The organism is Mycolicibacterium austroafricanum (assembly GCF_902705885.1).
Classification (GTDB): Bacteria; Actinomycetota; Actinomycetes; order Mycobacteriales; family Mycobacteriaceae; genus Mycobacterium; species Mycobacterium vanbaalenii_A.
In genome coordinates, this window is record NZ_CACSIP010000046.1 from 1 (window position 1) to 19,936 (window position 19,936).

Sequence of the window (19,936 nt, forward strand, 5' to 3'; positions counted from 1 at the left end):
ACCGTCAGGTAGGTCATGGTGTCCGGGGCCGGGCGGATCCACACCCCACGATCAGCGGCGGCTTTGGCGGAGCGGGCCACCACCGCCGCCGCATCCAGGCGGGCAGCGATCTTCTTGGCTTCGGCTTCGACCTGGTGATTCCCCCAGCCGGACAGTTTCGCGGCATCGGCGCACAGCTCGGCGTCCAACTCCCGGCGATGCTCCACGCTCAAACACGCCGATTGTTTGACGATCAGGGTGGCCCGCCATTCCGAGAGCACCCCGGATTCCAGCGCGGCCAGGGTGTGGGGCATCTCGTGCACCAACGCCTGAGCGAACCCGAGATGCCGGTTCCCGCACGACGGGGCCTCCCGGCGGGCCAGCGCCACCTCCGAGGCCAACCCGTTGCCGCGGCGCCGCGCCGGCACCCCAGCAGCCTGCTCGGCAGCGCGGCGTTTGGCCGCCCACAACGCCGTCGCCCGCGCTTGGGCCGCCGCCGCCACCGACTTCAACCGCTCGAAGCGCTGCACCGCAGCCCGCAACTCAGCCTCACCGGCCCCGGGGTCGATATCGAACACACTATCGAACATGAACCCAAACTAAACCACCCCACCGACAGGTCGCGAAGCTACAGGTCCAGCGCCTCGTAGGTCCGTCGGACGAACTTCGGTTGCGCGCTCTGAAGTTTCGCCAGCGAGGTGTTGCCGGCGATCGCCGCGGCGGCATCAACGGTCAGGTTGGGCAGATTCTGGATGAGATACACCAGGATGACGTCCGCTGACGGATCGGCCTGCCACCAGGTTCCATAGGCCCCCGGCCAGGAGAAGCTGCCGAGACCGCCCGGCCCGAACAGCTGCCGGGACCTCGCGGTATCGGTCACCACCGACAGGTTCAGACCGAAGCCGCGGCCGATCCAGAACGGCGCGCCCAGGAAGTCCTGGCGCTTCTGCTCGTCGGTGAGCCGGTCGGTCCGCATCAGCCGCACCGATTCCTCCGACAGCACCCGGACGCCGTCGAAGGTGCCACCGGCAAGCAACATCCGGGCGAAGCGCAGATAGTCGTCGGCGGTGGACCAGAGGCCCGCACCACCGAGGCAGAACGGCGGATCGACGATGGGTGCAGGTCCCATCACGTCGTGACGCAACGTGTTGTCACTGTCGAGGCTGTACATGGTGGCGGCCCTGCGGCGTCCGGTGGGCCCGACACTGAAACCGGTGTCCGACATCCCCAACGGCCCCAGGATCCGCTCGGTGAGCACGTCGCTCAACGGTTTCCCCTCGATCCGCGACAGTGCGATACCCAGGACATCGGTGGCGTGGCTGTAGGTGAGCCGCTCGCCCGGCTGATGGGCCAGGGGCAGCACCGCGAGCTCCGTCAGCCACCGATCCTGATCCTGGCGGGTCGGCAGCCTGCGGTAGGCGTCCGCGAGCGGTCCGAGGACCGAGAACATGTACGCCAGCCCGCTGCGATGCGTCATCAGGTCCTCGACCGTGATGTGCCGCTGGGCCGGCACGGTGTGGTCCAGCGGTCCGCGGGGTTCCGCCAGCACGCGCATGTCCGCGAGCTCGGGCAGCCACGTCGCCACCCGATCGGTCAGCGCGAGCTTTCCCTGCTCGATCAGCGACATCGCCGCAGCCACCGTCACCGGCTTGGTCATCGAGGCGATCCGGAAGATGGTGTCGCGCTGCATCGGCAGTCGTGCGTCGACGTCCCGGTAGCCCAGCTCGTTGACCTGCACCACCTCGCCGGCGTGCCAGACCAGCGTGACAGCGCCTGCCAGCAGGCCCGCGTCGATCGCTTCGACGATGGAGGCGCTGTTGCGCTCGAGGTTCATCGCGTCAGATTAAGTCAGGCGCGCAGCTCCGGAGGTATGTGGCCTTGTCGCCCACCCGGTCGGCGGGTGCTAGGCTGCCCGCAGTTTTCGACATCCTTTAACGATCCGTCCCGTGAGGCGGAGAAGGAGGTCCGGCTCCCTGTGGGCTCGCCAGATCAGACCGGCTCTTCTGACCGGGAGTTGATGTCCGCAGCGGACGTCAGCCGAACCGTCGCCCGCATCGCTCACCAGATCATCGAGAAGACCGCACTCGACGGGTCTGACGGCCCCCGCGTCATCCTGCTCGGTATCCCCACCCGCGGCGTCACCCTGGCCACCCGGCTCGCACGCAACATCGCTGAGTTCAGCGGAGTCGACGTCGCCCACGGAGCTCTGGACACCACGCTGTACCGCGACGACCTGATGAGCAAGCCTCCCCGGGCGCTGGCGACCACCTCGATTCCCGAAGGCGGCATCGACGGTGCGCTGGTGGTCCTCGTTGACGACGTGCTGTACACGGGTCGGTCGGTGCGATCGGCGCTCGACGCGCTGCGCGACCTGGGCCGCCCCCGGGCGGTGCAGTTGGCGGTGCTGGTGGACCGCGGTCACCGCGAACTTCCGATCCGGGCCGACTACGTCGGGAAGAACGTGCCCACATCTCGCGCCGAGAACGTCAAAGTCCGTCTCACCGAGAACGACGGCCACGACGGCGTCCGGATCGCACCCTATGGAGGTCCAGAGCGGTGAAACACCTTCTGGCGGCGGCCGACCTCAGCCGCGACGACGCAACCGCGATTCTCGACAACGCCGACCGGTTCCGCGAGGCGCTGCTCGGACGCGAGGTCAAGAAGCTGCCCACCTTGCGGGGACGCACCATCATCACGATGTTCTACGAGAACTCCACCCGCACCCGGGTGTCGTTCGAGGTGGCCGGAAAGTGGATGAGCGCCGACGTCATCAACGTCAGCGCCTCGGGATCGTCTGCGGCCAAAGGGGAGTCGCTGCGGGACACCGCGCTGACGCTGCGGGCCGCGGGGGCCGATGCACTGATCCTGCGGCATCCCGCCTCCGGCGCCGCGCAGCAGTTGGCCGCGTGGACACTCGACGAGGACGGCGGCCCATCTGTCATCAACGCAGGCGACGGCACCCACGAACACCCCACCCAGGCGTTGCTCGACGCGTTGACCATCCGGCAACGGCTGGGCACCGTAGACGGCAAGCGGGTGGTGATCGTCGGCGACGTTCTGCACAGCCGGGTGGCCCGATCCAACGTCGCTCTGCTGCACACCCTCGGCGCGGAGGTGGTGCTCGTCGCACCACCGACGTTGCTGCCGCTCGGTGTCGAGGACTGGCCGGTGACGGTATCGCACGAGCTGGATGCCGAACTCCCGCTGGCTGATGCGATGCTGATGCTGCGGGTGCAGGCCGAGCGGATGAACGGCGGCTTCTTCCCGTCGTCGCGGGAGTACTCGGTGCGCTACGGGCTGTCCGAGAAGCGGCAGGCCCAGCTGGCCGAACACGCCGTGGTCCTGCATCCGGGTCCGATGCTGCGCGGTATGGAGATCGCGCACTCGGTGGCCGACTCGTCCCAATCGGCGGTGTTGCAACAGGTTTCGAACGGTGTACACATCCGGATGGCGGTGCTGTTCCACCTGCTCGTCGGCGCGGAAGAGGAAGCGATCAGCGCATGACAGTCCTGCTCAGAGGCGTGCGCCCGTACGGTGAGGGCGACGGTGTCGACGTGCTCGTCGACAACGGACAGATCGAGGCCATCGGCACCGGGTTGGCCGCCCCCGACGGCGCCGAGGTCATCGAGCTCGACGGCCAGATCCTGCTGCCGGGCTTCGTCGACCTTCACACCCATCTACGCGAACCCGGCCGCGAATACGCCGAGGACATCGAAACCGGCTCTGCCGCCGCCGCTCTCGGCGGGTATACGGCCGTCTTCGCGATGGCCAACACCGATCCGGTCGCCGATTCCGCGGTGGTGACCGACCATGTGTGGCACCGCGGCCAGCAGGTCGGCCTGGTCGACGTACACCCGGTCGGTGCGGTGACCGTCGGCCTGGAGGGCAAGCAGCTGACCGAGATGGGTCTGATGTCCGCCGGCGTCGGGCGGGTCAGGATGTTCTCCGACGACGGACTGTGTGTGGACGATCCGTTGGTGATGCGCCGCGCGCTGGAGTATGCGACCGGGCTCGGAGTGCTGATCGCCCAGCATGCCGAGGAACCCCGCCTCACCCGCGGATCGGTCGCCCACGAGGGCCCGAACGCCGCCCGGCTCGGCCTGGCGGGCTGGCCGCGGGCCGCCGAGGAGTCGATCGTCGTCCGCGACGCGCTGCTGGCCCGGGACGCCGGGGCGCGGGTGCACATCTGCCATGCGTCGACTGCCGGCACCGTCGAGCTCGTGAGATGGGCCAAAGAACAAGGCATCTCGATCACCGCCGAGGTCACCCCGCACCATCTGCTCCTCGACGACACCCGGCTCTACACCTACGACGGCCGCAACCGGGTGAACCCGCCGCTGCGTGAGGCCAGCGACGCCGTCGCGCTGCGACAAGCGCTGGCTGACGGCGTGATCGACTGTGTGGCAACCGATCACGCACCGCACGCTGCACACGAGAAATGCTGTGAGTTCGCCAATGCCCGCCCCGGCATGTTGGGGCTGCAGACGGCGTTGTCGGTGGTGGTCGAGACGATGGTGGCGCCGGGTCTGCTGACGTGGCGCGACGTCGCCCGCGTGATGAGTGAGGGCCCGGCGCGCATCGTCGGGCTGCCCGATCAGGGAAGACCGTTGGAGGTGGGGGAGCCGGCGAACCTCACGGTGGTCGACCCCGGGGCGAAGTGGACGGTCCGGGGCCCGGCGCTGGCCAGCCGCTCCGACAACACGCCGTACGAGGACATGGAGTTGCCCGGGGTGGTGACGGTGACGATGCTGCGTGGCAAGCTCACAGCGCGCGACGGAAAGAGCCCGGCGTGAACACCCAGACACTGGTGGCGTCGCTGGTGATGGCCGGAGTGGTGGCACTCGTGATCGCGGTGCTGATCCAGGCGATGATCCGCGGGTGGCGCCGCCGGGTCGAGCGCCAGGCGCTGATCGTGGGCACGCTCCCGGCGCTGCCCGACACCGTCGGGCCGGCGCTCATCGCGGGCACCAAGGGCCTCTACGTCGGAAGCACGCTGACTCCGCACTGGAACGACAGGGTCGCCGCCGGGGATCTCGGGTTCCGGGCGAAGTCCGTCCTCAGCCGCTACCCGGAAGGAATCATGTTGCAGCGCACCGGCGCCGGCCCCATCTGGATACCCGACGAGTCGATCGTCGAGATCCGCACCGCGAAGTATCTGGCGGGTAAGGCGCTCACCCACAACGGCATCCTGGCGATCCGCTGGCGGCTGCCGTCGGGTGTCGAGATCGACACCGGTTTCCGCGCCGACGACCGGCGCGACTACACGAAATGGCTTCCGGAGGAGGTCGCATGACCGCACGCAGAGCATTCCTCGTGCTCGAGGACGGCCGGATCTTCACCGGCACCGAGTTCGGCGCTACCGGCCAGACGCTGGGTGAGGCCGTGTTCTCCACCGGAATGTCGGGCTACCAGGAGACGCTGACCGACCCCAGCTACCACCGCCAGATCGTGGTGGCGACCGCGCCGCAGATCGGCAACACCGGTTGGAACCTCGAAGACGGCGAAAGCCGCGGCGACAAGATCTGGGTGGCCGGTTACGCGGTGCGTGATCCCTCACCGCGGGCCTCGAACTGGCGCGCGACCGGAACGCTCGAGGACGAACTGGTGCGCCAAGGCATCGTCGGTATCGCGGGCATCGACACCCGCGCAGTGGTGCGTCACCTGCGCAGTCGCGGGTCGATGAAGGCGGGGGTGTTCAGCGGCGCCGCGCTCGCCGATGCCGACGAGTTGCTGGCCCGGGTGCGAGGTCAGGCCGCGATGCTCGGCGCCGACCTGGCCGGCGAGGTCAGCACCGACGGCAGCTACGTCGTCGAACCCGAAGGGCCGCACCGGTTCACCGTTGCCGCTCTCGATCTCGGCATCAAGACCAACACCCCCCGAAATCTCACCAAGCGCGGTGTCCGCACCCACGTGCTGCCGTCGTCGGCGAGCTTCAGTGAGATCGCCGCGCTGCGCCCGGACGGGGTGTTCCTGTCCAACGGCCCAGGCGACCCGGCCACCGCAGACCACGTGGTGGCGGTGACGGAGGAAGTTCTCGGCGCGGGTATCCCGTTGTTCGGCATCTGCTTCGGTAACCAGATCCTGGGCCGCGCGCTGGGTCGTTCCACCTACAAGATGACCTTCGGCCACCGGGGGATCAACATCCCGGTGATGGACCACGCGACCGGTCGGGTGGCGATCACCGCCCAGAACCACGGCTTCGCTCTCGAGGGCGAGGCCGGCGAGGAGTTCGACACGCAGTTCGGACGCGCGATGGTCAGCCACACCTGCGCCAACGACGGTGTGGTGGAGGGAATCAAACTGGTCAGCGGGCGGGCGTTCTCGGTGCAGTACCACCCCGAGGCGGCCGCCGGCCCGCGAGACGCGGAGTACCTGTTCGATCAGTTCGTCGACCTGATGGCCGGGGAGAAATGACGGCCGAGCCTCGCCGGAACGGTATTCCAGCAGGCGCCGTTTCGCAGGTTCGCTGCTGGAATACCGTTCCGGCGATCAGTAGGAGTAGCTAGATGCCGCGTCGCACAGATCTCAACCACGTCCTGGTGATCGGGTCCGGCCCGATCATCATCGGACAGGCCTGTGAGTTCGACTACTCGGGCACCCAGGCCTGTCGGGTGCTGCGGGCCGAAGGGCTGCAGGTCAGCCTCGTCAACTCCAACCCCGCGACGATCATGACGGATCCGGAGTTCGCCGATCACACCTATGTCGAGCCCATCACCGCCGATTTCGTCGAGCGGGTGATCGCCCAGCAGGCCGAGCGCGGCAACAAGATCGACGCGCTGCTGGCCACGCTCGGCGGGCAGACCGCGCTCAACACCGCTGTCAAGCTCTACGAGAACGGCGCCCTCGACAAATATGGCGTCGAGCTGATCGGCGCCGACTTCGAGGCCATCCAGCGTGGTGAGGACCGGCAGAAGTTCAAGGACATCGTCAGCAAGGTCGGGGGCGAATCTGCCCGCAGCCGCGTCTGTTTCACGATGGACGAGGTTCGTGAGACCGTCAAGGACCTCGGGTTGCCGGTGGTGGTCCGGCCGAGCTTCACGATGGGTGGCCTCGGGTCGGGTATGGCGTACTCGGCGGAAGACGTCGACCGGATGGCGGGGGAGGGTCTGACCGCGTCCCCGTCGGCGAACGTCTTGATCGAGGAGTCGATCTACGGGTGGAAGGAGTACGAACTCGAGCTGATGCGCGACGGCCGCGACAACGTCGTGGTGGTGTGCTCGATCGAGAACGTCGACCCGATGGGTGTGCACACCGGCGACTCGGTGACCGTCGCCCCGGCGATGACGCTGACCGACCGTGAGTACCAGACGATGCGCACGCTGGGCATCGACATCCTGCGTGAGGTCGGGGTGGACACCGGCGGCTGCAACATCCAGTTCGCGGTCAACCCCGCCGACGGCCGGCTGATCGTCATCGAGATGAACCCCCGGGTATCGCGCTCGAGTGCACTGGCGTCCAAGGCCACCGGGTTCCCGATCGCCAAGATCGCCGCCAAGTTGGCGATCGGCTACACGCTCGACGAGATCGTCAACGACATCACCAAGGAGACCCCGGCCTGCTTCGAGCCGACGCTCGACTACGTCGTGGTCAAGGCGCCGCGGTTCGCCTTCGAGAAGTTCCCCGGAGCCGACACCACGCTGACCACCACGATGAAATCGGTCGGCGAGGCGATGTCGTTGGGCCGCAACTTCATCGAGGCACTCGGCAAGGTGATGCGCTCGCTGGAGACGAAGCGGACCGGCTTCTGGACAGGCCCCGACCCCGAGGGCAGCCTCGCCGAGGTGCTCAAGCGATTGCAGACTCCCACCGACGGCCGGCTCTACGACATCGAGTACGCGCTGCGGCTCGGCGGCACCGTCGAGGAAGTGGCGAAGGCTTCCGGGGTCGACCCGTGGTTCGTCGAGCAGATCGCCGGCCTGATCGAGCTGCGCGCCGAGGTGATCGACGCGCCGGTCCTGGAAGCGGAGCTGCTGCGCCGCTGCAAGCACCACGGGCTGTCTGATCGCCAGATCGCCGCGCTGCGACCGGAACTGGCCGGGGAGATGGGTGTGCGGTCGCTGCGGCAGCGGCTGGGGATCCACCCGGTGTTCAAGACCGTGGACACCTGTGCGGCGGAGTTCGAGGCCAAGACGCCCTACCACTACAGCAGCTACGAACTGGACCCCGCCGCCGAGACCGAGGTCGCATCTCAGGTCGAGCGGCCGAAGGTGCTCATCCTCGGGTCCGGCCCCAACCGCATCGGGCAGGGCATCGAGTTCGACTACAGCTGCGTGCATGCCGCGACCACGCTCAGCCGTGCCGGCTTCGAAACGGTGATGATCAACTGCAACCCCGAGACGGTGTCCACCGACTACGACACCGCCGACCGGCTCTACTTCGAACCGTTGACGTTCGAGGATGTCCTGGAGATCTACCACGCCGAGCAGAGATCCGGGATCGGTGACGACGGACGGGGCCCCGGCGTGGTCGGCGTCATCGTGCAGCTCGGCGGGCAGACGCCGCTGGGGCTGGCAGAACGGCTGGAGAAGGCGGGGGTGCCGATCGTGGGCACCCGGCCGGAAGCCATCGATCTGGCCGAAGACCGTGGTCGTTTCGGCGAGGTGCTCACCAATGCCGGCCTGCCCGCGCCGAAGTTCGGCATGGCGACCAGCTTCGACCAGGCCCGAAAGATCGCCGCCGACATCGGCTACCCGGTGCTGGTCCGCCCGTCCTACGTTCTCGGCGGTCGCGGCATGGAGATCGTCTACGACGAGGAGACCCTCGAGGGTTACATCACCCGGGCCACCGAACTGTCTCCCGAGCACCCGGTGCTGGTCGACCGCTTCCTGGAGGACGCGATCGAAATCGACGTGGACGCCCTGTGCGACGGCAGCGAGGTCTACATCGGTGGTGTCATGGAGCACATCGAGGAGGCCGGCATCCACTCCGGTGACTCGGCGTGTGCGCTGCCGCCGGTGACGCTGGGCCGCAGTGACATCGAGGCGGTGCGGCGCGCGACCGAGGCCATCGCGTTCGGTGTCGGGGTGGTGGGCCTGCTCAACGTGCAGTACGCGCTCAAGGACGACGTGCTCTACGTGCTGGAAGCCAACCCCCGGGCCAGTCGTACCGTGCCGTTCGTATCCAAAGCTACGGCAGTGCCACTCGCAAAAGCCTGTGCCCGGGTGATGCTCGGCGCCACCATCGCCCAGTTGCGCGAGGAAGGCGTGCTGGCCCGCACCGGCGACGGCGGCACCACCCCGCGTAACGCCCCGGTCGCGGTCAAGGAAGCCGTTTTGCCGTTCCACCGGTTCCGCAAGGCCGACGGCAGCCAGATCGACTCGCTGCTGGGTCCGGAGATGAAGTCCACCGGTGAGGTGATGGGCATCGACCGCGACTTCGGCAGCGCCTTCGCCAAGAGCCAGACCGCGGCGTACGGGTCGCTGCCGACCAGTGGCACGGTGTTCGTCTCGGTGGCCAACCGCGACAAGCGTTCGCTGGTGTTCCCCGTCAAGCGTCTCGCCGATCTCGGCTTCCGGGTGCTGGCCACCGCTGGTACTGCGGAAATGTTGCGGCGCAACGGTATTCCGTGCGATGAGGTGCGCAAGCACTTCGAAGAACCCAACGCGGACCGGCCCGCTCTCTCGGCGGTCGACGCGATCCGCGCCGGCGAGGTCGACATGGTGATCAACACCCCGTACGGCAACTCCGGGCCCCGCATCGACGGCTACGAGATCCGCTCGGCCGCGGTGTCGATGAACATCCCGTGCGTGACCACCGTGCAGGGTGCGTCGGCCGCGGTGCAGGGCATCGAGGCCGGCATCCGGGGCGACATCGGTGTGATGTCGCTGCAGGAACTGCACAGCACGTTGGGGTCCTGACGATGGGCGGGTTCGGTGACCGCCTGTCTGCTGCGATGGCGCGCCGAGGTCCGTTGTGCCTGGGGATCGACCCGCACCCGGAATTGCTGAGTGCGTGGGGGCTCGGAGCCGACGCCGAGAGCCTGGCGCGGTTCAGCGACATCTGTGTCGCCGCGTTCGAGGGCTTTGCCATCGTCAAACCGCAGGTGGCGTTCTTCGAGGCCTACGGATCGGCCGGCTACAGCGTTCTCGAGCACACCATCGCCGCTCTGCGGCAGCGCGGCGTGCTGGTGCTCGCCGACGCCAAACGCGGCGACATCGGCACCACCATGGCCGCCTACGCGCAGGCCTGGGCCGGCGACTCGCCGCTGGCGGCCGACGCGGTCACCGTCTCGCCCTATCTGGGCTTCGGTTCGCTGCAGCCGCTGCTGGACAAGGCGCTCGAGCGGGACCGCGGGGTGTTCGTGCTGGCCGCGACGTCGAACCCGGAGGGCGCGTCGGTGCAGCGCGCCCGGGAGCTCGGGGCGGCGGGTCGCACGGTGGCCCAGTCCGTCGTCGACGCCGCGGCGGCTGTCAACGGTGCTGGGCGACTCGGCTCGGTCGGTGTGGTCGTCGGAGCGACGGTGACCGAGCCGCCTGAGGTCGGGGAGCTCCACGGACCGGTGCTGGTGCCCGGGGTGGGCGCCCAGGGGGGCCGGCCGGACGCGCTCGCGGGTTTCGCGGGGGCGCTGCCGGGACAGCTGCTGCCCGCGGTGTCCCGGCAGGTGTTGCGGGCCGGGCCGGATGTCTCCGCACTGCGGGCGGCTGCGGAGCGGATGCGCGACGCCGTCGCCTACCTGGGCCCCTGAGTGGCGGGCACCCCGCGACACGCCCGAGACGTGGTGACCAGCGAAAATTTCTCTACCCGACGGCCGCCGGCGGGTGCTGAGCCGGCCCGCAACGGTCCTGGCGAACCACACTTGGTGTCCAAATGCCGCCGATACCCACGATATGCAGGGATTTCAGCCGAATTCGCGGGTGTCCGGTGGCTCCAGCGATGCCCGGACCCGAGGTGGCCGACTTCGCGCGAGCGCCCTACACGCTGGGCTTTTGGTCTGGCTACCGGGGGGTGGGGTTAGCTTTCGTCAGCCCGCGTGGGTACGGTCGTGCACGCTGGCTGGTTCTCGGACCAGCCGAGACAAAACAGATGATGGTGAGAGACGGAGGAACCCGTGGCCCTTCCCCAGTTGACCGACGAACAGCGCGCGGCAGCGTTGGAGAAGGCTGCTGCCGCTCGTCGAGCGCGTGCCGAACTCAAGGACCGGCTCAAGCGCGGCGGCACCAACCTCAAGCAGGTTCTCAAGGACGCCGAGACCGATGAGGTCTTGGGCAAGATGAAGGTCTCCGCACTGCTGGAGGCCCTGCCCAAGGTCGGCAAGGTCAAGGCTCAGGAGATCATGACCGAGCTTGAGATCGCACCGACCCGCCGGTTGCGCGGCCTGGGCGATCGCCAGCGCAAGGCCCTGCTGGAAAAGTTCGACTTCACGTCCTAGGCGAACAGTGAACGCCGGCCGAGGGGCCGGACGGTGCCGATGAGTGCTCGCACGAAGAACTTCGCGCGATGACACGCGTTGTCGTGCTGTCCGGTCCCTCCGCCGTCGGGAAGTCCACCGTGGTGCGCTGCCTTCGCGAGCGGCTTCCCGACCTGTACTTCAGCGTCTCGGTCACCACCAGGGCGCCGCGTCCCGGCGAGGTGGACGGGGTGGACTACTCGTTTGTGACCGACGAGGAGTTCCAGCATCTCGTCGACCAGGACGCCCTGCTGGAATGGGCGGAGATCCACGGCGGGCTGCACCGCTCCGGAACGCCGGCGGCCCCGGTCCGGGCTGCCGCGGCGGCCGGCCGGCCGGNCCTGATCGAGGTGGATCTGGCCGGGGCCCGCGCCGTCAAACGGGCGATGCCGGAGGCCACCACGGTGTTCCTGGCGCCGCCCAGTTGGGAGGCGTTGGAGAACCGGTTGTCCAAGCGCGGAACGGAAACGCCGGAAGTGCGGGCCCGCAGATTGCAGACCGCCAGGACAGAGCTGGCCGCCCAGGGTGACTTCGACGAGGTCGTCGTCAACAGTCAATTGGAATCTGCCTGCTCGGAATTGGTATCCTTGCTGGTGGCCCACACGCCGGTGCCGCGCGACCACACCTGATCGCCGCCGGCACACGTCAGATCTGCATCAACTCAGAACCGCCAGGAGACCTTCTTCGTGAGCACCCCGCACGCCGACACGCGGCTGGCAGCCGTGGACATCGATCCGTCCGCCGCCAGCGCCTACGACACGCCGCTGGGCATTACCAACCCGCCCATCGACGAGTTGCTGGACCGCGCGTCGAGCAAGTACGCGCTGGTGATCTACGCCGCCAAACGCGCACGTCAGATCAACGATTACTACAACCAGCTCGGTGACGGGATCCTCGAGTACGTCGGCCCGCTGGTCGAGCCCGGCCTGCAGGAGAAGCCGCTGTCGATCGCGATGCGCGAGATTCACGGTGACCTGCTGGAGCACACCGAGGGCGGCGAGTAGGCGGGACACCGCCGGTGCAGCGCAAGCGGATCATCGTCGGCGTCGCCGGCGGGATCGCCGCTTACAAAGCGGCCACGGTCGTCCGTCAGCTCACCGAGGCCGGACACTCGGTCCGAGTCGTTCCGACCGATTCCGCGTTGCGTTTCATCGGCGCGGCCACGTTCGAGGCGCTGTCGGGTAACCCCGTGCACACCGGCGTCTTCGAAGACGTCCATGAGGTTCCCCATGTCCGCATCGGACAGTCGGCCGACCTGGTCGTCGTCGCGCCGGCCACTGCGGACCTGCTGGCCCGGGCCAGCGCGGGACGCGCCGACGATCTGTTGACCGCCACGCTGCTGACGGTCCGGTGCCCGGTGCTGTTCGCACCTGCGATGCACACCGAGATGTGGTTCCACCCGGCGACTTGCGAAAATGTGGCGACGCTGCGGAGGCGCGGGGCGATGGTCATGGAGCCGGCTTCGGGCCGGCTGACGGGAGCCGACACCGGTGCGGGCCGACTGCCCGAGGCCGAGGAGATCAGCACGCTCGCGCATCTGCTCCTCGACCGGGGGGACGCGCTGCCCTATGACCTGGCCGGCGTCAAGGTTCTGGTGACCGCCGGTGGCACCCGGGAACCGATCGATCCGGTCCGCTTCATCGGTAACCGCAGTTCGGGCAAGCAGGGTTACGCGATGGCCCGGGTGATGGCCCAGCGCGGCGCCGACGTGACGCTGATCGCCGGTAACACGGCCGGTCTCATCGATCCGGCCGGCGTGGACGTGGTCCATGTCGGTTCGGCGGCCCAGCTGCGCGACGCCGTCTCCAAGCGAGCCCCTGAGGTGAACGTCCTGGTGATGGCCGCCGCCGTCGCGGACTTCCGGCCGGCCCATCTGGCGACCAGCAAGATCAAGAAGGGCCCGGATGCCGCGGGCGACCCGACGATCGAGCTGGTCCGCAACGACGACGTCCTGGCCGGCGCGGTGCGCGCCCGCACCGACGGCCAGTTGCCCCACATGCGAGCCATCGTCGGGTTCGCCGCGGAGACGGGCGACGAGAACGGTGACGTGCTGTTCCACGCCCGTGCGAAACTCAAGCGCAAGGACTGCGACCTGCTCGTGGTCAACGCAGTCGGCGACAACCGCGCCTTCGAGGTCGACCACAACGACGGCTGGTTGCTCTCGGCGGACGGCACCGAGTCGGCGTTGGAGCACGGTTCGAAGACATTGATCGCCAGCCGTATTGTGGACGCGATCGCGGCGTTCCTGCGCACCGGCAGGGGGTAGGCCGGGCACGAGGTTGCACCACGTGCTTGGGTGCAGGAGGCAACGCGATGGAGCGATGGAGCTGCAAGGGCGGACCGTCGCCACGACATACAGACATACAAGAAGGGATCGACCGTGAGTGAAGCTCGGCTGTTTACCAGTGAGTCGGTGACCGAGGGGCACCCCGACAAGATCTGCGACGCCATCAGCGACTCGGTGCTGGACGCATTGCTCGCCGACGACCCCAGATCGCGCGTCGCGGTCGAGACGTTGGTGACGACCGGACAGGTGCACGTTGTCGGTGAGGTGACGACGACCGCCAAGAACGCCTTCGCCGACATCACCAACACGGTGCGTGAGCGGGTCCTCGAGATCGGTTACGACAACTCCGACAAGGGCTTCGACGGACTGACCTGCGGGGTGAACATCGGTATCGGCGCACAGTCGCCCGACATCGCCCAGGGTGTCGACACTGCGCACGAGACGCGCGTCGGAGGCGCCGCCGATCCGTTGGACGCGCAGGGCGCCGGCGATCAGGGCCTGATGTTCGGCTACGCGATCGCCGACACCCCCGAGCTGATGCCGCTGCCGATCGCGCTGGCTCACCGCTTGTCCCGCAAGCTGACCGAGGTCCGCAAGAACGGCACGCTCGACTACCTGCGGCCCGACGGCAAGACGCAGGTCACCGTGCAATACGACGGCACGAGGCCGGTGCGCCTGGACACCGTGGTGCTGTCCACCCAGCACGCCGACGGCGTCGACCTGGACGGCCAGCTCACCCCGGACATCCAGCAGCACGTCATCGACACCGTGCTCACCGAATTGGGGCACGACACGCTGGACACGTCGGCACCGCGCATCCTGGTCAACCCGACCGGCAAGTTCGTCCTCGGCGGACCCATGGGCGACGCAGGGCTGACCGGCCGCAAGATCATCGTCGACACCTATGGCGGCTGGGCCCGGCACGGCGGCGGCGCCTTCTCCGGCAAGGATCCGTCCAAGGTCGACCGTTCGGCCGCGTATGCGATGCGCTGGGTGGCCAAGAACGTGGTCGCAGCGGGTCTGGCCCAGCGCGTCGAGGTCCAGATCGCCTATGCGATCGGTAAGGCGGCGCCGGTGGGTCTGTTCGTGGAGACCTTCGGGTCGGAGACCGTCGATCCGGTGAAGATCGAGAAGGCCATCGGTGAGGTCTTCGACCTGCGGCCCGGCGCGATCATCCGCGACCTGGACCTGCTGCGTCCGATCTACGCGCCGACGGCGGCGTACGGCCACTTCGGCCGCACCGACATCGAGCTGCCGTGGGAGCAGTTGGACAAGGTCGACGACCTCAAGAGCGCGGTCTAGGCCGAGGACAACACAAACCCGACAAGGCGCCCTCCCGGGCGTCAGTATCCTGCTGGGAAATGGCGCAAGATCAACCGGTCGGCACGACACGCATCAGCCGTGGCCTGAAGATGGCTCTCCGCGGGAGGCGCGACCCTGCGCCGCTCGCGGGTCAGCGCAGCCGTAACCAGAACACGATGGGTGACCTGCACACCCGCAAGGTCCTCGACCTCACCATCCGGCTGGCCGAGGTGATGTTGTCGTCCGGCTCGGGTACCGCGGACGTGGTGGCCACCGCACAGGATGTCGCACGGGCCTATCGGCTCACCGACTGCGTCGTCGACATCTTCGTCACCACCGTCTTCGTGTCGGCGTTGCCGACCGCTGACAGTCCGCCGATCACCATCGTGCGGTCTGTGAACGCCCGCTCGACCGACTACACCCGGGTGGCCGAACTCGACCGGCTGGTCGGGCGGATCACCTCGGGCGGCGTGACGGTCGACGAGGCCCACGAGGCGATGGACGAGCTGTCCGAGCGGCCACACCCCTATCCGCGTTGGGTGGCGACCGCCGGGTGGGCCGGTTTTGCTCTCGGCATCGCGATGTTGTTCGGGGGCAGCTGGCTCACCTGCCTGCTGGCCGCGCTCACGGCGGCGGCAATCGACCGTGCGGGTCGGTTGTTGAACAGGATCGGGACCCCGTTCTTCTTCCAGCACGTGGTCGGCGCGATGATCGCGACCCTGGTCGCGGTGGCGGCCTACTACTTCGCCGGACAAGGGCCGACCGCGCTGGTCGCCACCGGGATCGTGATGTTGCTGGCCGGAATGACGCTGGTCGGCGCGATGCAGGACGCGGTGACCGGCTACATGCTCACCGCGGTCACCCGGCTCACCGAGGCGATGTTCCTGACCGCGGGAATCGTCGTGGGCATCCTGGCCGGCCTGCAGGTCGCGGAGCTACTCGGCGTGGTCATCGAACTGCACGTCGACGCCACCGAGACGTTCATCATGCCGAACCGGCCGCTGCCCATCGCCCTCGCGGTGATCGGTGCGGGGCTCGCGGGGGCGTGTCTGACCGTGGCGAGCTACGCCCCGTGGCGGTCGGTGGTCACCGCCGGGTTGACGGCCGCCCTCGCCGAACTGGTGCTGATCGGTCTGGGCACCGCCGGGTTCGGTCAGGTGGTCGCCAGCGGCATCGCCGCGGTGGGTGTCGGCATCATCGCCACGCTGATCTCGATCCGCCGGCAGTCGCCGGCGCTGGTGACCGCGACCGCAGGCATCATGCCGATGCTCCCCGGCCTCGCCGTCTTCCGGGCGGTGTTCTACCTCGCTGTCGACGAGGAGTTCACCGACGGGATGAGACAGCTGATCGCGGCGGCCGCGGTGGCGCTGGCCCTGGGTTCAGGGGTGGTGCTCGGTGAGTTCATCGGCTCACCGCTGCGGTACCGGGCGGGCCGGATCGGCGAGTTCCTGCGTGTCGAAGGCCCGCCCGGGTTGCGCCGGGCCGTCGGCGCCGTGGTCGCGCTCCAGCCGGCCGATTCGGCCGCGCCGACACGATCGGGCAGCCAGCATGCGTCCAGCGTTGCGCTGGAGCCGGCGCTTGGCGACGACACCGACACCGGGACCGCTGACGGCGGCGAGTCGGACAGCCGGCAACTCTAGGACACGAACCGGTAGTCGTCGATCGGGACGAAAGCCAGGATCAGCTGGTGATGGTGCGTGCAATGACGTTGCCCGCGAACTCGATATCGTCATCTCCGACATCCAAGTGGGTCACCGCGCGCAACATCCCTGGCCGTGGTACGGCTGAGACCAGGACACCCTCGGCTGCGAGTTGGCTGCGAAGCGCTTCTGAAGTCCGACCGATGGCGTGGGTGTCCAGCAGAACCACATTGGTTTCGACACGACCACTCACCATGCCGGTGCCCTGCAGGATATCGGCGAGCCGCTGCGCCCGGTGGTGATCATCCGCCAGGCGCCGCACGTGATGATCCAGTGCGTACAGACCCGCCGCCGCTAGCACTCCTGATTGGCGCATCGCGCCACCGAGGCGCTGTTTGACGCGCCGTGCATCGCTAACGGCGGCGGCGGGGAGTGCCAGTAGTGCCCCCAGCGGGCATCCCAGCCCCTTCGACAGGCAGAGGGTCACGGAATCCGAGCCTGCTGCGATTCGAGCAGGAGGCACATCGCGGTACAACGCCGCGTTGAGCAGTCGGGCACCGTCCAGGTGGACGCGTATTCCACGGTGGGCTGCAGTCGCGAGCATCTGGTCCAACCGCTCGAGTGGCCATACCCGGCCGCCGGCATTGCTATGACTGTTCTCCACTGAAACGACTGCGGTGCGAGGTGTCTCGACTCCACCCTCGGCAATAGCGGCCGTCAGTTGAATGTCGTCGAATGTACCGTCAACAGTGCTGATCGGCTGGAGCATGAGGCCGGCGAGCGCGGCGGGGCCTCCGGCCTCACTTTTGATCAGGTGCGCATCGGCCGAAGCGACGACGGAGTCACCTGGTCGCGCCCACAATTGTAGGGCGATCTGGTTTGCCATAGTCGCCGACGGTACGAACACCGCGGCCTGCTTGCCCAGCAGGTCGGCGACGCGGCCTTCCAGCTCGGCCGTCGTCGGGTCCTCGCCTTTCTGCTCGTCCCCGACCACTGCGCTCGCAATTGCGGCACGCATGCCGTCGGTAGGTTGAGTCACCGTGTCGGTGCGTAGGTCGATCACCGGGAAGTCGCCACCGTGTCGGAAAGGCCGTGTACCCGCCGGTACGGTCTGATGACCTCTACGGCGAAGAGTTCGAGTTGCTCGAACCACTCCTCGACAGTATCGACACAGAATGTTGTACAGGCCAGATGGTCGGCGCCCATCTTCGCGAGCCGTTCGACACGCTCGTAGACAGCGTCATAGCCGCCGATGAGGTTGTTGTGCAAAGATTTCGCCGGATCGCGGCCGTCGAATGCCAGCGATCGACGATGCTGCACCATGCCTGTTGACACGTAACGGCGTTCAGTCGCCTCGTGGTTGCGGCCGATCAGGCACGACAGCTGCGGCGCCACAGTCAGCGAAGTGGGATCACGGCCGGCGGCCTCAGCGCGTTCGCGAAGCGTTCGAATCCACTCGGCCAACTCGTCGAACGGTCGCCAACCCGGGATCCATCCGGTCCCATATCGGATGGCGCGATCGATACCGCGAAGCTGATGGCCACCCACCAGAACCTGAACCTCGCCGTCATACCCCTTGGGCGCTAGCTCGAGTGACTCCACCGCGTAGTGCTGGCCGTGATGACTGACCGTCGGTTCGCGCATCAAACGGCGCAGGAGGGTTAGGCCCTCCTCGAGCATCTCCCCACGGTGCGCGCCCACGAGGTCGGGCCGCGCGGCCGCATACTCCTCGGGGTAAGCACCGATTCCCACGCCGAGTAACAGTCGGCCTCTACTGAGCTGGTCGAGGGTCGCCGCCTGGCGGGCCAGTGTGACGATATCGCGCATCGGCAACACCAGCACCGCGGTGCCGACTTGCACCCGCTGTGTGACCGCTGCCGCGGCGGTGAGAACGGTAAGCACTTCGTAGAAGTTCGGCGTTGACCCGTGCTTTTGACGGACATAGTTCTGTGGGGCGTAGTGGTCGTTTCCCCATACTGAGTCGTAGCCGAGCTCTTCTGCCCGGCGCGCGGCCTCGATGAAGTGCCGTGGCTCGAAGAACGGGATCGGGTTGATCAGGCCCTCCATCCCGGTTGGCATTCCAACTCCGAATTTCATCTTCGTGACACCTCCGATTGTTGTTGCGCCATCGCCGCGAGTCCGGCGACATCGTCGACCTGGTGCGCGGTGATGCCTTCGTTGATCTTGCTTCCCAGTGATTTCAGCCCAGTCGACGACGCCACGAGGACGACCTCATCGGGTCGCCGCCGAGTGCCGTCACGAATATCGCGTCTCAGCGCCGCCAGTCCGGCGGCTGCAGCGGTCTCGAGCAGCACGCCCTCGGTCAATACAGCGAGGCGGGCCGCATCGGCAAGTTCATCTTCGCTGACAGTGTGGACCGCGCCGCCGCTGTCCCGGATCGCCTGCAACGCCTGAAAGGTGCTCTGCGCAGCAGAGATCGAAGTCGCTGACGTCGGGTGTTCGATCTCGGCGAGTGGCACGGTGTCGGTCCCCGATGCGAGGGCCGCAGTGACGCTGCCGTATATCTCACCCCCGCAATGTTCGGGGACCCTTGTCGTTAGGCTCATCTCGGCCAGCTCGGCGAACGCTCGCCGGCATGCCGCCACTGCGTCGCCGTAGCAGATCGGAAAGTAAATCGCGTCGGGCACACTGCGGCCCAGCTGTTCCCATATCTCGTAGGCAATCGGCTTGTATCCGTCGATTGCGTAGGGATTGTTGCCGACGGGTGGGTCGGAGTAGTTCGACATCGGGTACCACCCGTACCGCTCGACCGCATCACCAACCAGGCGCCATCGGTCGCGCTTGGTGTCGGCTATCGCGATGTGCGCTCCGTAGCCGGCCACGAAACCGGCCATCAATGGGTCCACCCCCCGCGCAAACACGACCACGGCAGTCAGTCCGGCTCGTCGCGCATGTGCCGCGGTCGCCGCGGCCGCATTCCCCGTTGAGGCTGTCACCAGCACGCCGATGCCGAGTGACCGTGCGTGGTGTGCCGCGATCGCCGCCGCCCGGTCCTTGAATGACCAGGTCAATCCGCGGGACTCATCCTTGATCCAGAGCCGATCCAGCCCAATCGCCGCCGCCAGGCGTGGCGCGGGCAGCAACGGAGCCGGAGCGGTGGCCGCGGCGGCCGAGTCGTCGGGTTCGATTGGCAACAGTGCGCGATAGCGCGCGGTTCCGCGCAGCGGTCCGGTCAGATCAGCGATGAAGCGTTCCCTCGCGGCCGTCAGGTCGTAGTCAGTTCTCAGGTTGGCTGCGACGCCGACTGCCCGGCATCGTTCACAGCCGCGGCCGTGTGGCGCCGGGTCGCCCTCGGCTCCACAGCGGATGCAGACGAGTGGC

The 19,936-nt window shown here is 67.8% G+C and carries 18 protein-coding genes; 13 read left to right on the forward strand and 5 right to left on the reverse strand.

Translation table 11 applies throughout. The features are described from left to right. On the reverse strand, positions 1-569 hold a 569-nt coding region (locus BEMPMBAN_RS26355; RefSeq protein ID WP_159234501.1), incomplete at its 3' end, for a 13E12 repeat family protein. 38 nt (positions 570-607) lie between these two features. Next, positions 608-1,813 (reverse strand): serine hydrolase domain-containing protein, encoded by a 1,206-nt coding sequence (locus BEMPMBAN_RS26360; protein WP_159234502.1) that lies wholly within the window; start codon positions 1,811-1,813, stop codon positions 608-610. A 141-nt stretch (positions 1,814-1,954) separates the two neighbouring features. Between BEMPMBAN_RS26360 and pyrR the strand changes: the two genes are divergently transcribed. From pyrR to BEMPMBAN_RS26425, 13 genes are all read left to right on the forward strand, one after another. After that, a complete protein-coding gene (gene pyrR, locus BEMPMBAN_RS26365; protein WP_159234503.1) occupies positions 1,955-2,539 on the forward strand; it encodes a bifunctional pyr operon transcriptional regulator/uracil phosphoribosyltransferase PyrR in 585 nt (194 codons plus the stop codon). Continuing rightward, positions 2,536-3,483, forward strand: coding sequence for an aspartate carbamoyltransferase catalytic subunit (locus tag BEMPMBAN_RS26370; RefSeq protein ID WP_159234504.1), 948 nt, complete (start codon positions 2,536-2,538; stop codon positions 3,481-3,483). The genes pyrR and BEMPMBAN_RS26370 overlap by 4 nt, the downstream gene beginning before the upstream one ends. Next, positions 3,480-4,772 (forward strand): dihydroorotase, encoded by a 1,293-nt coding sequence (locus BEMPMBAN_RS26375; RefSeq protein WP_159234505.1) that lies wholly within the window; start codon positions 3,480-3,482, stop codon positions 4,770-4,772. The genes BEMPMBAN_RS26370 and BEMPMBAN_RS26375 overlap by 4 nt, the downstream gene beginning before the upstream one ends. Further along, positions 4,769-5,272 carry a PH-like domain-containing protein gene (locus BEMPMBAN_RS26380; protein ID WP_159234506.1) on the forward strand — a complete coding sequence of 168 codons (504 nt, stop codon included), beginning with the start codon at positions 4,769-4,771 and terminating at the stop codon, positions 5,270-5,272. The genes BEMPMBAN_RS26375 and BEMPMBAN_RS26380 overlap by 4 nt, the downstream gene beginning before the upstream one ends. Further along, positions 5,269-6,393 (forward strand): glutamine-hydrolyzing carbamoyl-phosphate synthase small subunit, encoded by a 1,125-nt coding sequence (gene carA / locus BEMPMBAN_RS26385; protein ID WP_159234507.1) that lies wholly within the window; start codon positions 5,269-5,271, stop codon positions 6,391-6,393. The genes BEMPMBAN_RS26380 and carA overlap by 4 nt, the downstream gene beginning before the upstream one ends. Positions 6,394-6,485: 92 nt before the next feature. Further along, complete coding sequence (carB, locus tag BEMPMBAN_RS26390; RefSeq protein WP_159234508.1) at positions 6,486-9,836, forward strand: carbamoyl-phosphate synthase large subunit; 3,351 nt, start codon at positions 6,486-6,488, stop codon at positions 9,834-9,836. A 2-nt stretch (positions 9,837-9,838) separates the two neighbouring features. Beyond that, positions 9,839-10,663, forward strand: coding sequence for an orotidine-5'-phosphate decarboxylase (gene pyrF, locus BEMPMBAN_RS26395; RefSeq protein ID WP_159234509.1), 825 nt, complete (start codon positions 9,839-9,841; stop codon positions 10,661-10,663). 363 nt (positions 10,664-11,026) lie between these two features. Continuing rightward, positions 11,027-11,347 carry an integration host factor, actinobacterial type gene (gene mihF / locus BEMPMBAN_RS26400; RefSeq protein ID WP_048631544.1) on the forward strand — a complete coding sequence of 107 codons (321 nt, stop codon included), beginning with the start codon at positions 11,027-11,029 and terminating at the stop codon, positions 11,345-11,347. Positions 11,348-11,415: 68 nt separating this feature from the next. Next, positions 11,416-11,994: a guanylate kinase gene (gene gmk / locus BEMPMBAN_RS26405; RefSeq protein WP_159234510.1), complete on the forward strand. Its 579-nt coding sequence runs from the start codon at positions 11,416-11,418 to the stop codon at positions 11,992-11,994. 57 nt (positions 11,995-12,051) lie between these two features. Next, positions 12,052-12,369, forward strand: a complete 318-nt coding sequence (gene rpoZ / locus BEMPMBAN_RS26410; protein WP_159234511.1) for a DNA-directed RNA polymerase subunit omega — start codon at positions 12,052-12,054, stop codon at positions 12,367-12,369. A gap of 14 nt (positions 12,370-12,383) precedes the next feature. Next, entirely contained in the window at positions 12,384-13,631 is a 1,248-nt protein-coding gene (gene coaBC / locus BEMPMBAN_RS26415; RefSeq protein ID WP_159234512.1) for a bifunctional phosphopantothenoylcysteine decarboxylase/phosphopantothenate--cysteine ligase CoaBC, read from the forward strand. 114 nt (positions 13,632-13,745) lie between these two features. Further along, positions 13,746-14,954, forward strand: coding sequence for a methionine adenosyltransferase (gene metK, locus BEMPMBAN_RS26420; RefSeq protein ID WP_159234513.1), 1,209 nt, complete (start codon positions 13,746-13,748; stop codon positions 14,952-14,954). A 59-nt stretch (positions 14,955-15,013) separates the two neighbouring features. Continuing rightward, positions 15,014-16,594: a threonine/serine exporter family protein gene (locus BEMPMBAN_RS26425; protein WP_159234514.1), complete on the forward strand. Its 1,581-nt coding sequence runs from the start codon at positions 15,014-15,016 to the stop codon at positions 16,592-16,594. Positions 16,595-16,634: 40 nt separating this feature from the next. Here BEMPMBAN_RS26425 and BEMPMBAN_RS26430 read toward each other — a convergent pair whose 3' ends face one another. The 3 genes from BEMPMBAN_RS26430 to BEMPMBAN_RS26440 are packed head-to-tail and all read right to left on the reverse strand — an operon-like array spanning position 16,635 to position 19,749. Then, complete coding sequence (locus tag BEMPMBAN_RS26430) at positions 16,635-17,657, reverse strand: threonine aldolase family protein (RefSeq protein WP_200846131.1); 1,023 nt, start codon at positions 17,655-17,657, stop codon at positions 16,635-16,637. Next, the gene (locus tag BEMPMBAN_RS26435; protein WP_159234515.1) at positions 17,654-18,691 is read right to left on the reverse strand and encodes an LLM class flavin-dependent oxidoreductase; all 1,038 of its coding nucleotides are present in this window, start codon (positions 18,689-18,691) and stop codon (positions 17,654-17,656) included. The genes BEMPMBAN_RS26430 and BEMPMBAN_RS26435 overlap by 4 nt, the downstream gene beginning before the upstream one ends. Then, complete coding sequence (locus BEMPMBAN_RS26440) at positions 18,688-19,749, reverse strand: pyridoxal-phosphate dependent enzyme (protein WP_159234516.1); 1,062 nt, start codon at positions 19,747-19,749, stop codon at positions 18,688-18,690. Before BEMPMBAN_RS26440 ends, BEMPMBAN_RS26435 begins: the two co-directional genes overlap by 4 nt. Between the last annotated feature and the right edge of the window lie 187 nt (positions 19,750-19,936).

Coding starts and splice junctions, on each gene's coding strand:
- BEMPMBAN_RS26375 (WP_159234505.1), top strand. CDS start 3,480: ATGACAGTCCTGCTCAGAGGCGTGCGCCCGTACGGTGAGGGCGACGGT.
- pyrF (WP_159234509.1), top strand. CDS start 9,839: ATGGGCGGGTTCGGTGACCGCCTGTCTGCTGCGATGGCGCGCCGAGGT.
- carA (WP_159234507.1), top strand. CDS start 5,269: ATGACCGCACGCAGAGCATTCCTCGTGCTCGAGGACGGCCGGATCTTC.
- BEMPMBAN_RS26435 (WP_159234515.1), bottom strand. CDS start 18,691: ATGAAATTCGGAGTTGGAATGCCAACCGGGATGGAGGGCCTGATCAAC.
- BEMPMBAN_RS26360 (WP_159234502.1), bottom strand. CDS start 1,813: ATGAACCTCGAGCGCAACAGCGCCTCCATCGTCGAAGCGATCGACGCG.
- BEMPMBAN_RS26425 (WP_159234514.1), top strand. CDS start 15,014: ATGGCGCAAGATCAACCGGTCGGCACGACACGCATCAGCCGTGGCCTG.
- carB (WP_159234508.1), top strand. CDS start 6,486: ATGCCGCGTCGCACAGATCTCAACCACGTCCTGGTGATCGGGTCCGGC.